The 21542-nt window shown below is 40.6% G+C and carries 21 protein-coding genes, 2 tRNA genes and 1 pseudogene; all 24 read left to right on the top strand.

Going from position 1 to position 21542, the window contains the following annotated elements; genetic code table 11:
• Positions 1 to 191 precede the first annotated feature (191 nt).
• Positions 192 to 1703 carry an accessory Sec system glycosyltransferase GtfA gene (gene gtfA / locus JOC31_RS08350; RefSeq protein WP_205017705.1) on the top strand — a complete coding sequence of 504 codons (1512 nt, stop codon included), beginning with the start codon at positions 192 to 194 and terminating at the stop codon, positions 1701 to 1703.
• On the top strand, positions 1696 to 3015 hold the full coding sequence (gene gtfB / locus JOC31_RS08345) for an accessory Sec system glycosylation chaperone GtfB (protein ID WP_205017704.1): 1320 nt from the start codon (positions 1696 to 1698) through the stop codon (positions 3013 to 3015). Before gtfA ends, gtfB begins: the two co-directional genes overlap by 8 nt.
• Positions 3016 to 3145: 130 nt before the next feature.
• Complete coding sequence (rpsP, locus tag JOC31_RS08340; RefSeq protein ID WP_205017703.1) at positions 3146 to 3418, top strand: 30S ribosomal protein S16; 273 nt, start codon at positions 3146 to 3148, stop codon at positions 3416 to 3418.
• Positions 3419 to 3429: 11 nt separating this feature from the next.
• Positions 3430 to 3669 (top strand): KH domain-containing protein, encoded by a 240-nt coding sequence (locus JOC31_RS08335; protein WP_205010306.1) that lies wholly within the window; start codon positions 3430 to 3432, stop codon positions 3667 to 3669.
• A gap of 86 nt (positions 3670 to 3755) precedes the next feature.
• Positions 3756 to 3827, top strand: a tRNA-Gln gene (locus JOC31_RS08330).
• 28 nt (positions 3828 to 3855) lie between these two features.
• Positions 3856 to 3927 (top strand) — tRNA-Glu (locus JOC31_RS08325).
• Between the two features lie 243 nt (positions 3928 to 4170).
• Positions 4171 to 4689, top strand: coding sequence for a ribosome maturation factor RimM (gene rimM, locus JOC31_RS08320; protein ID WP_205017702.1), 519 nt, complete (start codon positions 4171 to 4173; stop codon positions 4687 to 4689).
• Positions 4676 to 5395: a tRNA (guanosine(37)-N1)-methyltransferase TrmD gene (gene trmD, locus JOC31_RS08315; RefSeq protein WP_205017701.1), complete on the top strand. Its 720-nt coding sequence runs from the start codon at positions 4676 to 4678 to the stop codon at positions 5393 to 5395. Before rimM ends, trmD begins: the two co-directional genes overlap by 14 nt.
• Positions 5395 to 6021: an alpha/beta fold hydrolase gene (locus JOC31_RS08310; RefSeq protein WP_205017700.1), complete on the top strand. Its 627-nt coding sequence runs from the start codon at positions 5395 to 5397 to the stop codon at positions 6019 to 6021. The genes trmD and JOC31_RS08310 overlap by 1 nt, the downstream gene beginning before the upstream one ends.
• 1 nt (position 6022) lies before the next feature.
• A pseudogene (locus tag JOC31_RS09905) lies at positions 6023 to 6508 on the top strand (GrpB family protein); the annotation flags it as partial.
• A 21-nt stretch (positions 6509 to 6529) separates the two neighbouring features.
• Positions 6530 to 7528 carry an NAD(P)/FAD-dependent oxidoreductase gene (locus tag JOC31_RS08305; protein ID WP_239551746.1) on the top strand — a complete coding sequence of 333 codons (999 nt, stop codon included), beginning with the start codon at positions 6530 to 6532 and terminating at the stop codon, positions 7526 to 7528.
• A 125-nt stretch (positions 7529 to 7653) separates the two neighbouring features.
• Positions 7654 to 8406 (top strand): DeoR family transcriptional regulator, encoded by a 753-nt coding sequence (locus JOC31_RS08300; protein ID WP_205017698.1) that lies wholly within the window; start codon positions 7654 to 7656, stop codon positions 8404 to 8406.
• Complete coding sequence (gene pfkB / locus JOC31_RS08295) at positions 8403 to 9314, top strand: 1-phosphofructokinase (protein ID WP_205017697.1); 912 nt, start codon at positions 8403 to 8405, stop codon at positions 9312 to 9314. The genes JOC31_RS08300 and pfkB overlap by 4 nt, the downstream gene beginning before the upstream one ends.
• A complete protein-coding gene (locus tag JOC31_RS08290) occupies positions 9311 to 11272 on the top strand; it encodes a PTS fructose transporter subunit IIABC (RefSeq protein ID WP_205017696.1) in 1962 nt (653 codons plus the stop codon). The genes pfkB and JOC31_RS08290 overlap by 4 nt, the downstream gene beginning before the upstream one ends.
• A gap of 353 nt (positions 11273 to 11625) precedes the next feature.
• Positions 11626 to 13866: a 5-methyltetrahydropteroyltriglutamate--homocysteine S-methyltransferase gene (metE, locus tag JOC31_RS08285; protein ID WP_205017695.1), complete on the top strand. Its 2241-nt coding sequence runs from the start codon at positions 11626 to 11628 to the stop codon at positions 13864 to 13866.
• Between the two features lie 51 nt (positions 13867 to 13917).
• Positions 13918 to 15744, top strand: coding sequence for a bifunctional homocysteine S-methyltransferase/methylenetetrahydrofolate reductase (locus tag JOC31_RS08280; RefSeq protein ID WP_205017694.1), 1827 nt, complete (start codon positions 13918 to 13920; stop codon positions 15742 to 15744).
• Between the two features lie 130 nt (positions 15745 to 15874).
• Positions 15875 to 16495: a glucosaminidase domain-containing protein gene (locus JOC31_RS08275; RefSeq protein ID WP_386705142.1), complete on the top strand. Its 621-nt coding sequence runs from the start codon at positions 15875 to 15877 to the stop codon at positions 16493 to 16495.
• A 106-nt stretch (positions 16496 to 16601) separates the two neighbouring features.
• Positions 16602 to 17213: a TetR/AcrR family transcriptional regulator gene (locus JOC31_RS08270; protein ID WP_205017693.1), complete on the top strand. Its 612-nt coding sequence runs from the start codon at positions 16602 to 16604 to the stop codon at positions 17211 to 17213.
• A gap of 11 nt (positions 17214 to 17224) precedes the next feature.
• A complete protein-coding gene (locus tag JOC31_RS08265) occupies positions 17225 to 17524 on the top strand; it encodes a YciI family protein (protein ID WP_205017692.1) in 300 nt (99 codons plus the stop codon).
• Positions 17525 to 17545: 21 nt separating this feature from the next.
• Positions 17546 to 18493 (top strand): aldo/keto reductase, encoded by a 948-nt coding sequence (locus tag JOC31_RS08260; RefSeq protein WP_205017691.1) that lies wholly within the window; start codon positions 17546 to 17548, stop codon positions 18491 to 18493.
• A gap of 26 nt (positions 18494 to 18519) precedes the next feature.
• Positions 18520 to 19038, top strand: coding sequence for an NAD(P)H-dependent oxidoreductase (locus JOC31_RS08255; protein WP_205017690.1), 519 nt, complete (start codon positions 18520 to 18522; stop codon positions 19036 to 19038).
• Between the two features lie 218 nt (positions 19039 to 19256).
• Positions 19257 to 20171, top strand: a complete 915-nt coding sequence (locus tag JOC31_RS08250; protein ID WP_205017689.1) for an amidohydrolase family protein — start codon at positions 19257 to 19259, stop codon at positions 20169 to 20171.
• 9 nt (positions 20172 to 20180) lie between these two features.
• Complete coding sequence (locus JOC31_RS08245; RefSeq protein ID WP_205017688.1) at positions 20181 to 20825, top strand: putative quinol monooxygenase; 645 nt, start codon at positions 20181 to 20183, stop codon at positions 20823 to 20825.
• 116 nt (positions 20826 to 20941) lie between these two features.
• Positions 20942 to 21490: a hypothetical protein gene (locus tag JOC31_RS08240; RefSeq protein ID WP_205017687.1), complete on the top strand. Its 549-nt coding sequence runs from the start codon at positions 20942 to 20944 to the stop codon at positions 21488 to 21490.
• Positions 21491 to 21542 lie beyond the last annotated feature (52 nt).

The raw sequence follows: 21542 nt of genomic DNA, 5'->3' as shown, positions 1-21542 counted from the left end.
AACAACGACCTCCACTACTATTATACCGGAGGTCGTTTATCTAGTTTATGAAATTAATTTCTGAAAACGATATTTTCTTCATGCGTTTGTCGTGGACGGTAAAGGTTTTTTTGGACAATTATCGACGGTTTCAAGTATAATAGTAGAGAATATTATCTTGGCACTGGCCAAGTTTCTTAGAGAGGTACATAATGACCGTTTATAATATTAATTTGGGAATCGGCTGGGCTAGCTCTGGTGTTGAGTACGCTCAGGCTTATCGCTCAGCTATTTTTAAAAGACAAGGGATTTCTGCTAAGTTTATTTTTACAGATTTTTTTGTTCAAGATAATCTAAGTGACTTGACCCGTAACTTAGGTTTTGATGATGAGGAAATCATTTGGCTTTACACTTTTTTCACAGATCAAAAGATAGCACCGACAACTTTTACGCTTGATGATTTAAAGTCTACTTTTGATGGCGAACTCATTCGAGAAGAAAAAACTGGCAAACAAGTTCGACTATTTTATGATAAAGAAGATGCTTTTTTGACAGCTTATTTACGTGATGAAAACAGTGACATCGTTCACCGTGTAGAGTATGTGTCAAAAGGTAATCTGGTTCGTAAGGATTTCTTTAGCTACACTAAGGTTTTTACAGAATACTATGCTCCTCGTGATAATCGTGCTTACCTCTACCAACGTCGCTTTTTTAATGAGGATGGGTCGATTGCTTACGATGAATTTGTAGACGGAAATGAGTCTCTTTTTAAATTCAGAGATGTTATTTGTTATTCTAAGGAAGAATTAATTGGCTATATGATGCAAAAGTTGGGCTTGACAGACAAGGATCAGGTGATTCTTGATAGAGCGACAGGAACTGGTCAAGCTGTTTTCCGCCATGTTAAGCCTGCTAAGTTAGGTGTTGTCGTTCATGCGGAGCATTTTAGTGCAAATGCTGTCACAGACCATACCATTTTGTGGAACAATTACTACGAATATCAGTTTGATAATGCTGACAAGGTCGATTTCTTTATTACGGCGACGGAAAGTCAACGTCAACTAATGCTGGATCAGTTTCAGCAATTTAAAGGGACCCAACCGACCATTTATGCTATTCCTGTTGGAAGTTTGGATGAATTGAAGGGGCAAGACCATCAGAGAAAACCTTTTTCAATGGTGACGGCTTCTAGGTTAGCTTCAGAAAAACATGTTGATCTCTTGATTAGAGGTGTCGTGTTAGCGCACCAACAATTGCCGGAAATAACATTTGATATCTACGGAGCAGGTGCAGAGGAGAAGCGACTTTCTGACTTGATAGCGGAAAATGGTGCACAAGACTACATCAGACTTTGTGGTCACAAAGATCTGTCAGATGTTTATCAAGATTACGAACTTTACTTGTCTGCTTCTAAAAGTGAAGGTTTTGGGTTGACCTTGCTTGAAGCGATTGGTTCAGGTCTTCCATTGATTGGATTTGATGTGCGTTATGGTAATAAAACCTTTATCTGTAATGGTCAAAATGGTTATCTTATTCCAATTAATGATGGTGATGATGATTACCAAATGGCTCGTCTTTTCTCTGAAAAAATAATTAGTTTATTTAGAGAGGGTAACTTGAAGCAGATGCACACAGTATCGTATGCTATTGCTACTGATTTTTTGACAGATAAACTAGAAGCAAAATGGCGTAATTTAATTGAGGAGATGACTGCTAATGATTAACTTATTTGACGACTATACCCAGGCATCTTGGGATTTGCACTATTCTTTGATTAGATCGGGCTATAATAACCCAACTATCTCCTTAACAGATGATGGTTTTTTGCCATCTGATGTGACTTCTCCCTACCTGTATTTCACTGGTTTTTCAGAAGGTTCTGGTCAAGCGCTTTACTTTAATGATATTATTGTGCCAGATTTTTGGGAGATTAGATCAAGCAATCAAAACGGTGAGATTTTTGATTACCAACAAAAGCGAGGTCATATCCACTATTCAAAACCTACTCATAACCGTCTTGTCAAAGCGGTCGATTGGTATGATAATGCAGGACGTCGCCGTTTGACTGACCGTTATAACAAATTCGGTTACCGATTTGCACAGACGAATTATAACCTTACTGATCAAGCAACAATGACATCCTATTTTGATCGTCAAGGAAAAGAAGTATTAGTCGAAAACCATATCACTGGAACAGTAATTTTGAATCAGGAAACCAAGGTTCGTTTATTCAAAAGCAAGGTTGACTTCGTTATCTATTACTTAGATATCGCAGGATTTAACCTGGATAGAATTTTTTATAACAGCCTATCAACACCGTTTTTAGTTAGTTACTATCTCAATAAAGCAGGAAATGATATCCTCTTTTGGAATGAAGAAGTAGGAGCTGGACTTCCAGGAAACATGTTGGTTGCCTTTTCAAACATGAATCGTCCAACATCGGTTGTTGTTCAAAACTATAAGATCTATCAAAAAATGAAAAGCATCATGACTCCTGAGCAGCAGATGAAAGTTAATTTCTTAGGTTACCTTTACCCATTTGTGAGAGATAATATCGGTCGTAGGGAAGCTCTTATATTGACCAATTCAGATCAAATTGAAGGGCTTGAAACCTTGGTAACTCAACATTCAGAAATCACGTTCCATGTTGGAGCTATAACGGAGATGTCTAGTCAGCTACTAGCCTACGGAAAATACGAAAATGTTAAACTCTATCCGAATGTCACCACAGCGACAATTCAAAGTTTGTATAGCCAATGTGATATCTACTTAGATATAAATCACGGGACGGAAATCCTATCAGCCGTCCGAACTGCCTTTGAGAATAACATGATCATCTTGGCCTTTGATAATACGGTTCATCATCGTGAATTGATGGCGGGTGGGGATATCTACCCTTCTAGCCAAGTGTCTCAATTGTCAGAGAGACTGACCTACTTGAAAGACTCTCCGAGTCATTTTGCTGAATTGCTATTAAAACAACAGGCAGACGCCCACGTGGCAACCACTGCTGAGTACCAAGCGGTCATTGGTTAAGGAAATTTTAAGTGTGTCAAGAAAAAAACTTGACACACTTTTTTTATGTGGTATAATAATTAAGGTAAGGTTGATAGCTCAGCTATTACCAAACCAAATTGAAATAAAAAACAGAAAAGAGATATTAAAAATGGCAGTAAAAATCCGTTTGACTCGTATGGGTTCTAAGAAAAAACCTTTCTACCGTATTAACGTTGCAGATTCACGTTCACCACGTGATGGTCGTTTCATCGAAACAGTTGGAACTTACAACCCACTTGTAGAAGAAAACCAAATCACAGTTAAAGAAGAACGCGTTCTTGAATGGTTGGCTAAGGGTGCACAACCTTCAGATACAGTTCGTAACATTCTTTCAAAAGCTGGAGTTATGAAAAAATTCCACGATTCAAAATTCTCAAAATAATCAATTAGCCTATGGATACCATTGAAAATCTTATTATCGCTATTGTGAAACCATTGATTTCACAGCCAGATCAGCTTACCATTAAAATTCAAGATACTCCTGAATTTTTGGAGTACCATCTTGATTTAGATAGTCAGGATATCGGTCGTGTTATCGGTAAAAAAGGTCGTACAATTACGGCGATAAGATCGATTGTCTATTCGGTACCAACTGACGGCAAAAAAGTTCGTCTCGTAATTGATGAGAAGTGAGAGCTCTATGCTTTCACTTTTTTATTTATTTTTCAAAAAACTATTGACATCACCTCTAAATAAAGGTAAAATAGTTTTTGTTGTTTTGGGGTATAGCCAAGCGGTAAGGCAAGGGACTTTGACTCCCTCATGCGTTGGTTCGAATCCAGCTACCCCAGTTCTCAAGTTATTGAGGTGATTAGTTATGGTCCGTTGGTCAAGGGGTTAAGACACCGCCTTTTCACGGCGGTAACACGGGTTCGAATCCCGTACGGACTATCGTAGAGGTTGGAGTTATCTCCAGCCTTTTTCTTTTACCTCGTGCAAAATCTTTCTTTTCATGATAAAATAAGAGGGAAACATTTAGAATGAGGAGATACTCATTTGATGTGATATCATCATTTGTAGCGAGATTGGATAGGGTTACAAATGACTTGTTTCTTGGTGTTTTTAATTCGCGAAGAAATATAATCAAAAAAATAGACTTGGGGTTTTGATCGCTAAGTTTAATAAGGAAGTTTCATGGAATATTTTAATGTTGGAAAAATTGTTAATACGCAAGGGCTACAAGGAGAAATGCGGGTCCTATCAGTAACAGACTTTGCTGATGAGCGTTTCAAAAAAGGAAATACCTTGGCTCTCTTCAATGATAAAGACCAATTTGTCATGGATGTGGAGATTGCCAGTCACCGTAAGCAAAAGAATTTTGATATCATCAAATTCAAAGGCATGTATCATATTAATGATATTGAAAAGTACAAGGGCTTCTCTCTTAAGGTTGCTGAGGACAATCTGACAGACCTTGAAGATGATGAGTTCTATTACCACGAAATTATTGGACTTGATGTCTATGAAAATGATATTCTGATTGGTCAAATCAAAGAAATTTTGCAACCTGGCGCTAACGATGTCTGGGTAGTTAAGCGTAAAGGCAAGAAAGATTTGTTGCTACCTTACATTCCACCAGTTGTCTTGTCAGTTGATATTGAGGGAAATCGTGTTGATGTAGAGATTTTAGAAGGACTTGATGATGAAAATTGATATTCTCACGCTTTTCCCTGAAATGTTTGCCCCGCTAGAGCATTCTATTGTCGGTAAAGCTAAGGAAAAAGGGTTGTTAGACATCACTTATCACAATTTCCGTGAAAATGCCGAAAAAGCCCGTCATGTGGATGATGAGCCTTACGGTGGAGGTCAAGGTATGCTTTTACGAGCACAGCCGATTTTTGACACCATCGACAAGATTGATGCCAAAAAACCTCGTGTTATTCTCTTGGACCCTGCAGGGCGTACTTTTGACCAAAGCTATGCAGAAGAGCTGGCAGCAGAAGAGGAATTGATTTTCATTTGTGGGCACTATGAGGGCTATGATGAGCGGATCAAGACCCTGGTGACGGATGAGATTTCTCTGGGAGATTTTGTTCTGACGGGTGGTGAGTTAGCTGCCATGACCATGGTGGATGCGACTGTTCGTCTGATTCCGGATGTGATTGGTAAAGAAGCAAGCCACCAAGATGATTCCTTTTCATCAGGCCTCTTGGAGTATCCACAGTACACTCGTCCTTACGAATACCGTGGCATGACTGTCCCAGATGTTCTCATGAGCGGTCACCATGAAAATATTCGTCGCTGGAGACTAGAGAAAAGTTTGCGTAAAACTCTGGAACGTCGCCCAGACTTGCTAGACGCTTACGATTTTTCAGAAGAAGAAGCTCAGCTATTGGAGAAGATTAAGAAAGAAGGCTGATGATGAAATTGCTCTTTTTGCATGGTCTGGGTCAAACGGCAGACAGTTGGCAACCTGTTACAAGCGACCTTGATGGTTACAACTGTCAAGCCTTGGAACTCTTTGAAGATGGTAGCTTACCTGATAATCTAAAGCATTTACAAGATAAGGTAATGCAAGCGGTCGAGCAATCAGAGGAAGACGTTTGTTTGATTGGACTTTCCCTAGGTGCTATGTTGGCTCTATCTATGATTGAGGCAGAGTCTTCTCAAATCAAGGGGATTGTATCCTGTGCTGGTCAATACCAATTTGTGCATAATCGAGCTTATAAGCGTCAGTTCTTACTTTTTAGACTGCTCCCTAAAGGATTTTTTAGAAGGTATGGACTAGATAAGACTTCTATGGTGACCTTTTACAAATCCTTGTCGGCTTTGGATCTTAGTGCCAGCCTCAAAAAGACTGCGTTACCAATTCAGTTAGTTTGTGGGGCTAAAGACCTTCCTAATCTTAAGGTGGCTAAGGAACTGCAAGACTTGGTGCCGAATGCCAGTCTAACTATTATAGAAAACGCAGGACACGAACTCAATAAAGAGCAACCTCAGACACTCGCAAACCTTATTCGTGGTTTTGTAGAGAACATTAGTTAACATGAAGACAGAAAAAGTTATTGTCCTTCCTTATCAGAAGTCTTGGGTAAGGGATTTTGAAAAGATTTCTGAAGAGATTAACGAGATCTTGGGAGATTTGATTTTAACGATCGAACACGTTGGTTCAACAGCAGTCCCAGGCTTGTCAGCTAAGCCAATCATTGATATGGATATTGTTGTTCAAAATGAGAAAGATTTATGTCAGGCAATCTCACTCTTAGAAACGATTGGCTACCAACACGAGGGAGATTTGGGGATTGCGGGTCGTCACGCCTTTACTTACCAAGGCAAGGAACATTTGCAGACGCACCATCTCTATCTGCTTTGTCAAGAGGTGGCTGAATTAAGACGCCATAAGGCTTTTAGAGACTTTCTGCGTAGTCATCCAGAGGATGCTGCCGCTTATGCTCAGGTCAAAGAAGAGGCAGCGACTGCTTATCCTGAAAGTATTGAAGCCTATATGAAGGCTAAAAATGATATCATTGAAAGAATTTACAAGGAGATAGATATGTCAGAAAATACAGTAGTTGATATTACCATTATCGGTGGAGGACCAGTAGGTCTTTGGGCAGCTTTTTATGCTGGTCTTCGAGGAATGAAAGTAAAGATTATTGAGAGTTTATCTGAGCTTGGTGGACAACCAGCTATTCTTTATCCAGAAAAGAAGATTTATGATATTCCAGCCTATCCTGTTATTACAGGGGCTGAATTGACAGAGCAGCTTTTGGAACAGCTCAAACGTTTTGAGGCGACAACTGACATTTGTCTTAAAGAAGAAGTGCTGACCTTTGAGAAAAATGATGGCATCTTCACGATTGAAACAAACAAAGGACAGCACCTTTCAAAAGCTATCATTATTGCCTGTGGGAATGGTGCCTTTGCACCTCGTCCTCTTGGACTTGAAAACGAAGCTCTCTTTGCCGATAATAACCTCTTTTATAACGTGCATAAGTTGGACCAGTTTGCTGGTAAAAAGGTAGTTATTGCAGGCGGTGGTGACTCTGCCGTTGACTGGGCAAATCATCTAGACGGTATCGCAGAGAGTGTGACCCTTGTCCACCGTCGTGATGCCTTCCGTGCCCACGAGCATAGCGTCGCGGAGTTGAAAGCATCTAATGTTCAGATTTTGACGCCTTATGTTCCTCTTGAGCTTACTGGGGAAAATGGCTTTGCTAAGAACTTGAAGGTGCAAAAGGTCAACGGTGAAGAGGTTCTTGATTTGGAGTTGGATGCTCTGATTGTCAGCTTCGGTTTCTCAACCAACAATAAGAACCTTAAAAATTGGAACATTGATTACAAACGGTCAAGCATTCATGTATCGCCACAGTTTGAAACTAGCCAAGAGGGTGTTTATGCTATTGGTGATGCTGCAGATTACGACGGAAAAGTTGATTTGATCGCGACTGGTTTTGGTGAAGCGCCAACGGCAGTCAATCAAGCTATTCAATACATTGATCCAAGCGGCAATAACCGTGCGGTGCATTCAACATCATTGATTGACGAATAATGACATAAGATGAGTGAAAAAACAGCTTCACTCGTCTTTTTTTGCGTTTTTTTGAAAGATTTTGACAAAAATGATTGACATTTAGTGAAATGGAGGTATAATAATAGTGCAAACGATTACAGGAGGTGGATCTTATTCTAAAATCTGAGCGTAAGCAACTTATTATTGAAAAAATCAATAGCGATCATTTTGTTACTTTGGATAGTTTAGTGGATCTTCTAAATACCTCTGAATCGACTGTTCGACGTGATTTGGATGAGTTAGCTACTGAAAAAAAACTACGCCGAGTGCATGGTGGTGCTGAAAAGTACCAAAGCTTGCAAGAAGAGCTATCAAATTTTCAAAAATCTATCAAAAATGTTCATGAAAAAGAGAGTATCGCTCGATTTAGTCAGAATCTTATCGATGAAGGAGATGTTATTTTTATCGATGCAGGGACGACAAATGAACTTCTTGTTAGAGAAATTGATAAAAAAGGTGTTACTGTTGTAACTAACTCGATACATCATGCGGCTAAGTTAGTTGAGAAGCAGATTAAGACCTTGATTATCGGAGGTTTTGTCAAACAGTCTACGGATGCAAGTATTGGTCACCTAGCAGTTGAGCAATTGTCGAAGTTAAATTTTGATAAGGCTTTTATAGGTGCTAATGGTATTGATGCTGACTTTATTACGACCCCTGATATTGAAGAGGCAGTGATAAAAAAGATGGTTGTTAACAATGCTAAAAAGACGTATGTTTTGGCAGATGCATCTAAAGTTGGTCATGTGTCTTTCGTCAAAATTGTTGGTGTCGAACAGATTGAGTTAGTGACCAATTTTGGACAGCATGTGTTATTGGATAAAATAAAGGAAAAAACGAGGGTTTACGAGGTATGATTTATACAGTTACATTAAATCCATCGATTGACTTCATTGTTCGCCTTGATAAGGTAGAACTGGGTGCGGTTAATCGTATGGATAGTGACGATAAGTTCGCAGGTGGTAAAGGGATTAATGTTAGCCGTATTTTACAACGACTAGGCTATGACAATACCGCGACAGGTTTCATCGGTGGGTTTACAGGACGTTTTGTTAAAGAGGGTCTTGATGCCGAAGGGATTCAAACACAGTTCGTTGCTGTTGATCAAGATACACGGATCAATGTTAAAATCAAAGCTGATGATGAGACTGAAATTAATGGTGCAGGTCCTGTGATTTCAGAAGCTCAATTGTCTGAGTTAGAAGCTATTTTGTCATCACTTGATAAAGGAGATGTCGTTGTCTTTGCTGGTTCAGCACCTGCAAACCTAGGAAATCAGGTTTACAATCGCCTGATTCCACTGGTTAAAGAAGCTGGTGCAGAAGTTGTTTGTGACTTTGAAGGACAAACACTCCTTGACTCACTCAACTATGAGCCGCTATTGGTTAAACCTAATAACCACGAGTTGGAAGCAATCTTTGGCGTAAAACTCAATGGACTTGATGATGTTGAAACATACGCTCGTAAAATTCTTGCTAAAGGTGCTAAAAATGTTATTATCTCTATGGCTGGAGATGGTGCTTTGCTTGTCACAAAAGAGGCATCTTATTTTGCGAAACCAATCAAAGGTCAAGTGAAGAACTCTGTAGGAGCAGGGGACTCAATGGTAGCAGGATTTACTGGGGAATTTGTAACATCAGGTGATCCAATCGAAGCACTTAAATGGGGAGTGGCTTGTGGGACATCAACCGCTTTCTCTGATGATTTAGCTGATATTGCATTTATTAAAGAAACTTATGAAAAAGTAGAGGTAGAAAAACGATGAAAATTCAGGATCTCTTAAGAAAAGATGTTATGATCATGGACTTGCAAGCAACAACAAAAGAGGCTGCTATCGATGAAATGATCTCAAGTTTGGTGGCATCTGGTGTAGTAACTGATTTTGATACTTTCAAAACAGGGATTATGAACCGTGAAGCTCAAACATCAACTGGTTTGGGTGACGGTATTGCTATGCCACACAGCAAAAATGAAGCAGTTAAAGAAGCGACTGTCCTCTTTGCAAAATCTAGTAAAGGTGTTGATTATGCGTCCTTGGATGGTCAGCCTACAGATCTTTTCTTCATGATTGCTGCTCCAGATGGCGCAAATGACACTCACTTAGCCGCTTTGGCAGAGTTATCAAAATACTTGCTTAAAGACGGTTTTGCTGCACAGTTGCGTCAGGTGACTTCAGCGGATCAAGTGATTGCGACATTTGATGCTGCAGAAGAAGATAACAAAGCAGCTGAAGCAGCTAAGTCTGCTCCAGTACCATCTGATAAACCACTCATCGTGGCTGTAACAGCTTGTACCACTGGTATCGCTCACACTTACATGGCTGAAGAAGCTTTGATTAAAAAAGGTGAAGAGATGGGCGTGACTGTGCGTGTTGAAACCAATGGCGCTTCAGGAGTTGGTGGACGCTTGACGGCAGATGAAATTGCGCGTGCAGAAGGTGTCATCATTGCAGCGGATAAAGCAGTTGAAATGCCTCGTTTCGCTGGTAAACCACTTATTTCTCGTCCTGTTGCCGATGGTATCAAGAAAACAGAAGAATTGATTAACTTGATTTTAGATGGTAAAGCAGAAACTTATCAAGCTTCTGAGAGTGCTTCATCATCTAGCGAGTCTAGTGAGAAGCTTAGCCTCGGTGGTGCTTTCTATAAACACTTGATGAGTGGTGTTTCACAAATGCTTCCATTTGTTATTGGTGGCGGTATCATGATTGCTTTGGCTTTCTTGATTGATAATTTTGTAGGTGTGCCAAAAGATCAACTTAGCAATTTGGGGTCATACAGTGAGTTGGCTGCTTTGTTCAAGAGTATCGGTAGTGCAGCCTTTGGTTTCATGCTTCCTGTTCTTGCAGGTTACATTGCTTATTCAATTGCTGAAAAACCAGGTCTTGTAGCTGGTTTCGTAGCTGGTTCGGTTGCCTCATCGGGTCTTGCTTGGGGTAAAGTGCCATTTGCATCAGGTGGTGAAGCTACTCTTAATTTGGCAGGAATTCCTTCAGGTTTCCTTGGAGCTCTTGTTGGTGGTTTCCTTGCTGGTGGTGTTATTTTAGTACTCCGTAAGCTCTTGGCAGGGCTTCCACGTTCATTAGAAGGTATCCGTTCAATTCTTCTTTATCCATTGCTAGGTGTTTTTGTAACTGGTTTCTTGATGTTATTTGTTAACATCCCAATGGCAGCTATCAATACTGCACTAAATAGCTTCCTTGAAAGTCTTTCTGGTAGCTCAGCTATTCTTATGGGACTTGTCTTAGGTGGTATGATGGCCATCGATATGGGTGGACCTTTCAATAAAGCGGCTTATGTCTTTGGTACAGGGACTTTGGCAGCCTCTGTTGCAGATGGTGGTTCAGTCGTTATGGCAGCTGTTATGGCTGGTGGTATGGTTCCTCCACTTGCAGTCTTCTTTGCAACACTCTTCTTTAAAAATAAATTTACAGAAGAAGAACGCAACTCAGGATTGACAAACATTATCATGGGTCTATCATTCATCACAGAGGGTGCTATTCCATTTGGTGCAGCTGACCCAGCGCGTGCTATCCCTAGCTTCATGGTTGGTTCAGCTCTTGCAGGTGCTCTTGTTGGACTTGCAGGTATCAAACTTATGGCGCCACACGGAGGTATCTTTGTTATCGCCTTAACTTCTAACCCACTTCTTTATATTCTATTTGTTTTGGTAGGAGCAGTGGTTTCAGGACTTCTCTTTGGAGCCCTTCGTAAAGCAAAATAATTCAAAAAAAGAGAGTTTATCTCTCTTTTTTTGTTGTTTTTAGTTTTGATTTTTTCTTGTTTAGTATTGCCTGTTACAGAATATGACTACTGTTGTTTTACAGAGGTACTCTTTTCAGAAAATAGATTTGTAAGCTAAGAAAACAGGATAAATTATCTTTTTTTGCTAGTTTGTTTTCACTTTGTTATAGTTTTAAACTATAACAAAGTGAAAGTGTATAGTTTTAAACTATAGGTGGTGCTAAAAAGTTAGAATAGCTGAAACTATTGAAATATAAGTATTTATCATGTATTATTGGATTCATAAGAAATTTAGTAATTTAGTTTTAAGCTATAAGTATATAGGAGGCAACTATGACACAAGTATCAAATTTAGGTTATCCACGTTTGGGAGAAAATCGTGAATGGAAAAAAGCTATTGAAAGTTATTGGGCTGGAAATAGCAACCAAGAAGAATTAGAAGCAACCTTGAAAGGTCTTCGTGTTGAAAGTTTAGAAAAACAAGATAAGGCTGGTATCGACTTGATTCCAGTTGGAGATTTTTCTTTCTATGATCATATCTTGGATTTATCTTATCAGTTTAATATTATTCCAGAACGTTTTGCGACAGCTAAACGCAACTTGGATCTTTACTACGCGATTGCTCGCGGTAATAAAGAAAATGTTGCCTCATCAATGAAGAAATGGTTTAACACAAACTATCACTACATTGTTCCAGAATGGAGTAGCAAGACGAAGCCTGAGTTGAAGAACAACCGTCTTTTGGACTTGTACCTTGAAGCGCGTGAGCTCGTTGGTGATAAGGCTAAACCAGTTATCACTGGTCCGATTACTTATGTTGCGCTATCATCAGGTGTTGAAGATTTCACGGTTGCGGTTAAAAAATTGCTGCCGCTCTACAAAGAAGTTTTCATACAATTGGTTGAAGCCGGAGCATCATACATCCAAGTAGATGAACCAATCTTTGTAACAGATGAAGGTAATGAATTGGTTGAGGCAGCTAAATGTGTGTATGACTATTTTGCTAATGAAGTACCAGAAGCTAAATTTATCTTCCAAACTTATTTTGAAGCTCTCGTTAAGGCAGACCAATTGTCTGACCTTCCAGTTACGGCATTTGGTTTGGACTTGGTTCACGGGCGTGAAGAGAATCTAGACGCTATCAATAAAGGTTATTTTGAAAATAAGGAAGTCTTTGCCGGTGTCGTTAATGGACGTAATGTTTGGGCAGCTGATTTGAAAGCGACAACAGATTTGTTGCAAAGCATCAAAGGTAAAGTGGCAAAATTGGTTGTTCAACCATCTTCAACACTTCTTCATGTGCCTGTAACGACTAAAAATGAGACAGACCTTGATCCTATTTTGAAAAACGGTCTCGCCTTTGCTGATGAAAAACTAGTTGAGTTGCGTCTTTTGGCAGATCGTCTTGATGGCCAAGACTCAGAGGATTTTGCAAAACACGTTGCAGACTTCGATGCCCTTCAGGCAGCTGACTTCCGTCACGTTCAATTGGAAGATATTTCAAGCGTGAAAACGGAGCGTACGCCATTTGCAGAGCGTCAAAAAATTCAAGCAGCTAAATTGAACTTGCCTATCTTGCCAACAACAACAATCGGTTCATTCCCACAATCACCTGAAATCCGTCGTACACGTTTGGCATGGAAACGTGGTGATATTTCTGATGCTGACTATAAAGAGTTCATCAATGCAGAGATTGCGCGTTGGATTAAAATCCAAGAAGATTTGGATCTTGACGTTTTGGTACATGGTGAGTTTGAGCGTGTGGACATGGTTGAGTTCTTCGGTCAAAAATTGGCTGGTTTCACAACAACAAAACTCGGTTGGGTCCAATCATACGGTTCTCGTGCGGTTAAACCTCCAATCATTTATGGAGATGTGAAACACATTCAACCATTGACAGTTGAAGAAACTGTTTATGCACAAAGTTTGACAGACCGTCCTGTTAAAGGAATGCTGACTGGTCCAATCACTATTACAAACTGGTCATTTGAACGTGATGATATTTCACGAGCTGATCTCTTCAACCAAATCGCTCTTGCGATCAAGGATGAGATCGCCCTTCTTGAAGAAGCAGGTATTGCTATTATCCAAGTGGATGAGGCTGCCCTCCGTGAAGGTTTGCCACTCCGTAAGGCAAAACAAAAAGGCTATCTTGATGATGCTGTAGCGTCATTCAGAATTGCGACATCTTCAGTGAAGGATGACACACAAATTCATACACACATGTGCTACTCTAAATTCGATGAGATTATCGACTCTATCCGTGACTTGGATGCTGATGTTATCTCAATTGAAACAAGCCGTAGCCACGGTGATATTATCGAAAGCTTTGAAACAGCTGTTTACCCACTTGGTATCGGACTTGGTGTTTATGACATTCACTCACCACGTGTGCCAAGTCAAGAAGAAGTGGTCGCTAATATTCAACGTCCATTGCAACGCTTATCAACTGAGCAATTCTGGGTAAATCCTGACTGTGGTCTTAAAACACGTCGCGAACCAGAAACGATTGCAGCACTTGAAATTCTCGTTGCATCAACTAAAGAAGTCCGTCAACAATTGAAAAATCGCTAAGAGGAATTTTGAGAGGTTAGCCAAGCTTGGGCGGATAAGAAAGGAAGGCTTATGTCCACATTTTTAGAAAGATTACAATCTGGTATCTTGGTAGCTGATGGGGCTATGGGGACACTCTTATACGCCTATGGTTTGGATACCTGTCATGAATCTTATAACTTAACACATCCAGAGCAAGTGTCAGCTATTCACCGTGCTTATATTGATGCAGGAGCTGATGTCATTCAGACCAATACCTATGGTGCGCAGCGATTTCGTTTGAAAAACTATGGTTTGGAGGAACAAGTTGTTGCTATCAACCAGGCAGCAGTAGGTCTTGCGCGTCAAGTGGCTGGTTCAGAGACCTTTGTCTTAGGAACGATTGGAGGTTTTCGTTCCCAAAGACAGTGTGATCTGAGCTTGGAGGATATCCTAGAGCAGACTTTGGAGCAGGTTAAGGCTTTGTTGGACACTCAGCAATTAGATGGCCTACTTTTTGAGACCTACTATGATGTCGAGGAGTTAGTAGCCGTTTTGCAAGCCGTTCGTCCTTTGACGGATTTGCCGATTGTGACCAATATCTCTCTGCAAGAAGCAGGAATTACAACTGATGGGAAACCCATCGTTGAGGCCTTGAGTCGTCTCGTTATGCTGGGAGCTGATGTGGTAGGACTTAATTGCCATTTGGGTCCTTATCATATGATTCAATCCTTAAAACAAGTGCCGCTCTTTGCCCAATCTTACCTGTCCGTTTACCCTAATGCTAGTCAGTTAGCTATTGATGGCGAAAATAGTCAGTTTCAATTTAGTCAGAACGCGACTTATTTTGGGAAATCTGCAGAGCTTTTAGTGGCAGAAGGAGCCCGTTTAATAGGTGGTTGTTGTGGAACAACGCCTGATCACATCAAGGCGGTTCGTCGAGCTATCAAGGGATTGAAACCGATTGAGCGTAAGGTGGTGACCCCCTTAATTCCAGTGGCGGATTTTGTCGAAAGGGTTCGTAAAACAGATACTTTGGTGGACAAGGTCAAAAAAGAAGTTACCATTATCGCTGAATTAGACCCACCAAAACACCTCGATATTGATAAATTTAAAGAGGCAGTCAAAGCTATTGATGAGAAAGATATTGCTGCCATTACACTGGCTGATAACTCCCTTGCCAATACGCGTATCTGCAACCTTAGTTTAGCGACACTCTTGAAAGAAGAAGTAAAGACACCTTTCCTCCTTCACCTGACCTGCCGTGATCATAATCTTATCGGCCTTCAGTCACGCTTGATGGGGATGGATTTGCTAGGGTTTAATCATCTTTTGGCAATTACAGGGGATCCGACAAAAATGGGGGATTTTCCTGGGGCAACGAGTGTCTATGATGTGACTTCCTTTAAATTATTGGGCTTGATCAAGCAACTCAATCAAGGACAATCCTATAGCGGGGCCAGTCTCAGACGTCAAACAGATTTTACGGTGGCTGCCGCATTTAATCCCAATGTTAAAAATTTAGCGCGTTCGATTAAATTGATTGAGCGAAAGGTAGCCGCCGGAGCGGACTACTTCATGACCCAGCCGATTTTTGATAGCCATGTTATCGAAGAATTGGCCGATGTCACAAAAGCGGTTGACCAACCTTTCTTCGTCGGAATTATGCCAATTACAGGCTATAACAATGCCGTCTTTCTTCACAATGAAGTCCCAGGTATCCAGTTATCGGAAGATTTCCTAGCTAAACTAGAAGCCGTAAAAGACGACAAAGAAGCTTGTCAAAAGATTGCACTTGATGAAAGCAAACACTTGATAGATAAAGCTCTGGAACACTTCAAGGGCATCTATCTTATCACGCCTTTCCTCAGATATGATTTGACTCTGGAGTTGATTGATTACATCCAGTCTAAGATATAATTAAAACGTTTGGTGTTTCAAAGCACCAAACGTTTTATCGTCATAATCAGATTTCCATAACTTCAACTCTTTAATAGCGGAAATTGTCTTTTTTTGATAAACTAGGACAATCCTATAAAAAGGAGGAGTTATGGCTAACAAAAGAAGAGCTCATACTAATAAAAAATTACCACCTGCTGTACGTAATAGCCTAGCGCTATTGTTAGTGCTTGGTTTAGGAATGCTCTACCTGATTAAAACGATTTCGGATCAGTCCTCATCAGCACAGGAGACACAGCAAGTATCTAGTCAAAATCAAATCACACAAGCATTTATCCAAGAAATAGGCTCATCAGCTGCAGCTATCGCGCAAGAACATGATTTGTATGCTTCGGTCATGATTGCTCAAGCCATTTTAGAGTCAAGTAGTGGAAGGTCAGGTTTAAGTCAAGCACCATCATATAATTTATTTGGTATCAAAGGAGACTATAATGGTCAGTCGGTGACCATGCAGACTTGGGAAGACGATGGCAGTGGGAATACCTACACGATTGACGCTTCCTTTCGTGCCTATGCCAATCGTTCAGAGTCGCTGGAGGATTATGCCAATTTGTTGGATAGACCGCTCTATCAAGCTGTCCATAAATCCCAAACCAATTCTTATCAAGATGCCACAGCAGCCCTGACGGGCACTTACGCCACAGATACCTCTTATGGCAGTAAGTTGAATGCCATTATCGAACGTTACAATCTGACAAGTTATGATAAGTAAAGATCAATCTAGTTTTCAACTAGGTTGATCTTTTATTTGACATGGTGTCACAAAAGTGATATTATATCTTTGTAATCCGACATGGAGTCGAATTAAGGAGGTGTTTATGGCAAAAATTAGTAAGGAAGAGAGCCTGAGAAGGCGTGATGAAATCATTGACAGTTGTGAGAGACTTTATCAGCATCGTGATTTAAAGGATATTACCATTAACGAAATTGGAAAAGAGTTGAGCTTCTCACGAACCGCTGTCTATTCTTATTTCAACAACAAGGAAGAGATTATTATTTCGCTTTTGGAACGTGAATACAGTAAGTGGATTCAAGAATTGGAAAAACTCAAGCAATTGAAATTGAGTAAAGAAGAGTTTGCTGAAGTTATTGCCAGTAGCTTGGACAATCGTAGTATTTTATTAAAGATTTTGGCGATTGATATGGAGAGCTTGGATGCGGCATCACGCATGGAGATCTTAGTGTCTTTTAAAAGGTGTTATGGAAAGACTTTAAGGACATTCCAAGAAGCCCTGCATTATCAATTCTCTGACTTATCTCCAGAGAAAGTCAGCCAGATTACCTTTGCTTTCTTTCCTTTTCTTTATGGCGTTTATCCCTATGTTAAGGTGACGGATAAGCAAAAAGAAGCCATGGCTCAGGCTCAGGTTCCTTATGTTTATCTCAGCCAGCACGCCCTCATTAAGCAGACTTTGGAGCAATTATTGTAAGGAGAAAATAGATGTATTTGATTAACATTACTATTAAGTCAGAACAGGTGCCAGCAGAAAAAACAGACGATTTATTAGCGAAGCACCGTGCTTGGTTTACGGCACAGGCTGAAGCAGGACATTTCTTAGTCGTTGGTCCTTATCGTGATAAGTCTATGGCTGGACTTGTCATAGCACAGGCTAATAGCAGAGCGGATCTTGATGCCATTTTAGCCAAAGATGCTTACTATCCAGACTTGGCGACTTATGATGTTCATGAGTTCCAAGCAAACATTATTTCAGAAAATATAACAGACTATAAAGGTCACTAAAAATGAAAAGAGGTAAAACAAATGGCAAAAACAGAAGCAAAAATCGTTATTGGAACATGGTCATGGGGAGCAGGTCTCTTTGGTGGAGACATGGTATTTGGGAATAGTCTTGGCAGTGAAGATTTGGTAGAAGTTGTTGATGCTGCGATGGCAAATGGTCTTAATGTCTTTGATACAGCTTACGCCTACGGAAAAGGGGATTCTGAGCGTATTTTAGGTCAACTTCTCAGCAAGTATGACAAAGATACCTATGTTATCTCAGATAAATTCACACCAGGATTGCAAAATGATGCCGTTGAAAATCCTGTTCTTGATATGATGGAAGGCTCTTTAGAGCGTTTGGGAACAGATTTTATTGATATTTATTGGATTCATAATTCAGCTGATGTAGAGCGTTGGACACCGTTGATTGTTGATGCTGTTACATCTGGTAAGATTGGACGTGTCGGTGTTTCTAACCACAATTTGGCACAAGTCAAACGCGTTCAAGAAATTTTAGCACCGCATGGTATTAAGCTATCAGCTGTACAAAATCATTTTAGTCTTCTTTATCGCAATTCTATTGAAGATGGCTTGCTCGATTACTGTAAGGAAAATGACATCCAATTTTTCTCTTACATGGTTTTGGAGCAAGGAGCCCTTTCTGGAAAATATAGCGAAAGTAATCCGCTCCCAGCAGACTCTAACCGAGGTAAAACCTACAATCCCCTCTTCCCAGCCTTGAAAGAACTTCTTGCAGAGCTTTCTCGTTTGGCAGAAAAATATGATGCAACAGTAGCACAAATTGCAACAGCTTGGGCTATTGGCCGTGGCACAAGACCAATTCTAGGTGTCACAAAGATGGAACAAATCGAAGATGCCAAAAAAGTAGCTAGTCTTCACTTATCTGATGAGGATGTTCAGCATCTTGAAGCAGTGGCGATTGCTTCAGGTGTCGATACACGCGGTGGCTGGGAAGGTCAAGCCTAGAAGTTATTAGGAAAAGAGGTCAACTGATGACAACAAGAATTTTTGTATTTCACCCAAACCTTAAAGGGCAATCTCGAGCTAATCAGGTCTTAGCTGATGCAGCAGCACAGGCAGGATTTGACGTACGCGATATGTACAGTCTCTATCCTGATTTTGCGATTGATGTTAAGACAGAGCAGTCTATTTTAGAGCAAACGGACCGTATTGTTTTACAATTTCCTATGTATTGGTATTCGTCTCCTGCCCTCCTAAAACAGTGGGAAGACATGGTTTTGGAATATGGCTGGGCTTATGGTTCAACAGGAACTGCCCTGCAAGGAAAAGAGGTCATCTTAGCCATCACTCAAGGTGCTGGTGCAGAAGATTATCGTTCAGATGGACGTTTTCAGGTGACGACGAAAGAACTCTTGAAACCGTTTGAAACTATTCGCTTCCACACGGGTCTTGTTTTTAAAGAGGCTTTTGTCCTAGCAGGAACCTTATCTTTATCCGAAGAGGATTTGCAGGAAGCAAGTAAGGCTTACCTCACTCACATTAGTCGCTAATGTGCTTATACACTTTGAAAATCATAATAATACATTGTTAACTTCGCCTTGTTGCCTAGTATGATTTTGATTTTCTTTGAGTATTAAATGTTAATACGGAAGCGGTACGAGTAGTCTATTCCCGGATGAATACTAACTTGTTCCGCTTTTTTGACGTTTAGCTGCCTTTTCTATGGTATACTAAACGCATGACTAGAAACAGAAAAGAGAGATGATTGATGACCAAAATAGATGTATTTGCCCATGTTCTTTTACCGGATTTTTATAAAAAAATGTTGATGTTGGACAAGGACTTGGCAACCAAGATGCCCTTTATTCAGAACCCTGTCTTGACAGATATGACGAAACGTCGTGCCATCATGCCAGAAGGAACCAAGCAGATTATTTCGTATGTCAATGCGAATCCAGAAGATTACATGGCTGGTAAAATGGCTGCCCTTCTCGTTACCAAGGCTAATGAAGAACTATTAGAAACAGTCAAGGAAAATACAGATATTTTTGCAGGTGGTGTTGCCATGCTAGCCATGAATAATATCCCTGAGGCTGTCCGTATCATCAAGGAATTTATCCCAGCACATCCAGAGATTTTGGGCGTTCAACTGTTCACACGTCATTTGGGCAAGTCCTTGGCAGATGAGGATTTCAGACCTGTTTTTGAAGCCTTGGCAGAGACCGATACACCAGCTTGGCTACACCCTGTTTTTGATAGTCGTAAGCCTGATAACAACATCATCTTTTCTTGGGAGTACGAGTTGACTCAGGCTATGCTTGAGCTGGTTCAAGCCAATTACTTCCAAGATTTTCCAAATCTCAAGATTATCGTTCACCATGCAGGTGCTATGGCACCTTATTTTGCGGGGCGTATCGACTATATCTTGCCTGAGACTCAGGCGGCTGACTTCCGCAAATTTTATGTGGATACGGCTCTTTTGGGAAATAGCAAAGCGCTTGAACTTTGTGTCGATTTTTATGGCGTTGACCATGTCTTATTTGGAACAGATGCCCCTCTGGGTGTAGAGCCAGCAGGTGCAACTGAATTGATTTCAGACGCCATCTCAGCTCTGCCATTGTCAGAAGAAGAAAAAACAGCGATTTGTTACAAGAATGCGACACAATTATTTGGACTAGAATAGGAGTCAATTATGGCAGTGATCTTTCGTCTCTTTAAATTAGGTTTGGACCTTGATTATCAAGAGTCTTATCGTCAGGTTGGACAGGCTAACCTGAGACAGTCTCAGCTTCGTGAACCAGGGACCTTGGCTATGTATGTCAACCATGCAGTGGAAGACTTTTCGGAGCAATTTGTTCTTGAAATTTATCAAGATGATGCCGCCTACCAAGAACATACACTTTCTGAGCATTTCAAAGCTTTCGCAGCCTTGGCGGGGCAAGCCTTGACGAGCCGTGAGGTCACTCAGCTACATCCTCGAAAACTCCTCAAAAAGTCCCCAGCTCTCAGTTCTTTTGAGAAAGAGCCTAAGTGGTGTATTCGTCTAGCAGAAGTGACGGTCAAGTCTGGATCTGAGGAAGACTTTGCTGATGTGGTCTTACCAGAGATGGAAATTAGCATGCGCGTGGAGTCAGGGCTTTTGGTTATGCTTGCAGGTCAAGACCAGACGAATCCCCAGAAGTGGTACTTTTATGAAATTTATAGAGACGAAAACGCCTATGAGAGCCACCGTCAAACGCAGCATTTTAAAGACTATATTGCGGAGAGTCAAGAGATGGTTGAATCAAAAATCCTCCATGCTCTATCGGGCGATTTTCTCTTTAATAGAGCTGACTAGGACGTGACAGCGTTTTTGACTCCCTACTCAGCCCTATACTTGCTCTTTTTATACTAACTTGAGGAGCTCAGATTTTTTATCTGCTTTATGCGCTAAGGTTTGTTATAATAGTGAGCATGAAACCATTTGCTGAAATTTATAAAGATCATGACGAGATGCCTTATATTGCACCGAAATACGAAGAAGAGTTGCGCATAAAACCTATCGCAAAACGTCAGATGATACGAACGAAAGAAGGCTTGTTGCCAGGACACATTATTTTATTGTGGCGTATCCAGTTTGGAACCTTCACTAGCAATTCTTCATTTCATAAATACTTCTATACCACTTACGGTATTGATGCTGAAAAAGAGTTAGCGTTTTTGATTGAGGAGAAGCTGGTCAGGGTTGAGACAGCTTTTGAGTCGCTACGTTTTTTAACGGCGCTTCAGCTAAAGCAAATACTTAAGGACAAAGAGGTCAAAGGCCTGTCTCATTATAAGCGTCCTGATTTAGATGCTAAAATGGCAGAGCTCTTTTCAGAAGACGACTTAGCCCAGCTTTTTAGTCAGAGAGGATATGCCCTAACGGAAAAAGGACGTTTGTGCTTAGATGAATACCCAGATATTGTGGCAAGGTATCCGCCACGACAAACGCATGAAGAAAATATCGTTTTCAGAAATTAATTTCATAAACTAGATAAACGACCTCCGGTATAATAGTAGTGGAGGTCGTTGT

Source organism: Streptococcus saliviloxodontae (genome assembly GCF_016908655.1).
GTDB classification, from domain to species: Bacteria; Bacillota; Bacilli; order Lactobacillales; family Streptococcaceae; genus Streptococcus; species Streptococcus saliviloxodontae.
Note: the sequence above shows the minus strand (reverse complement) of the source record. Positions and strands in the feature narration are given on the sequence as shown.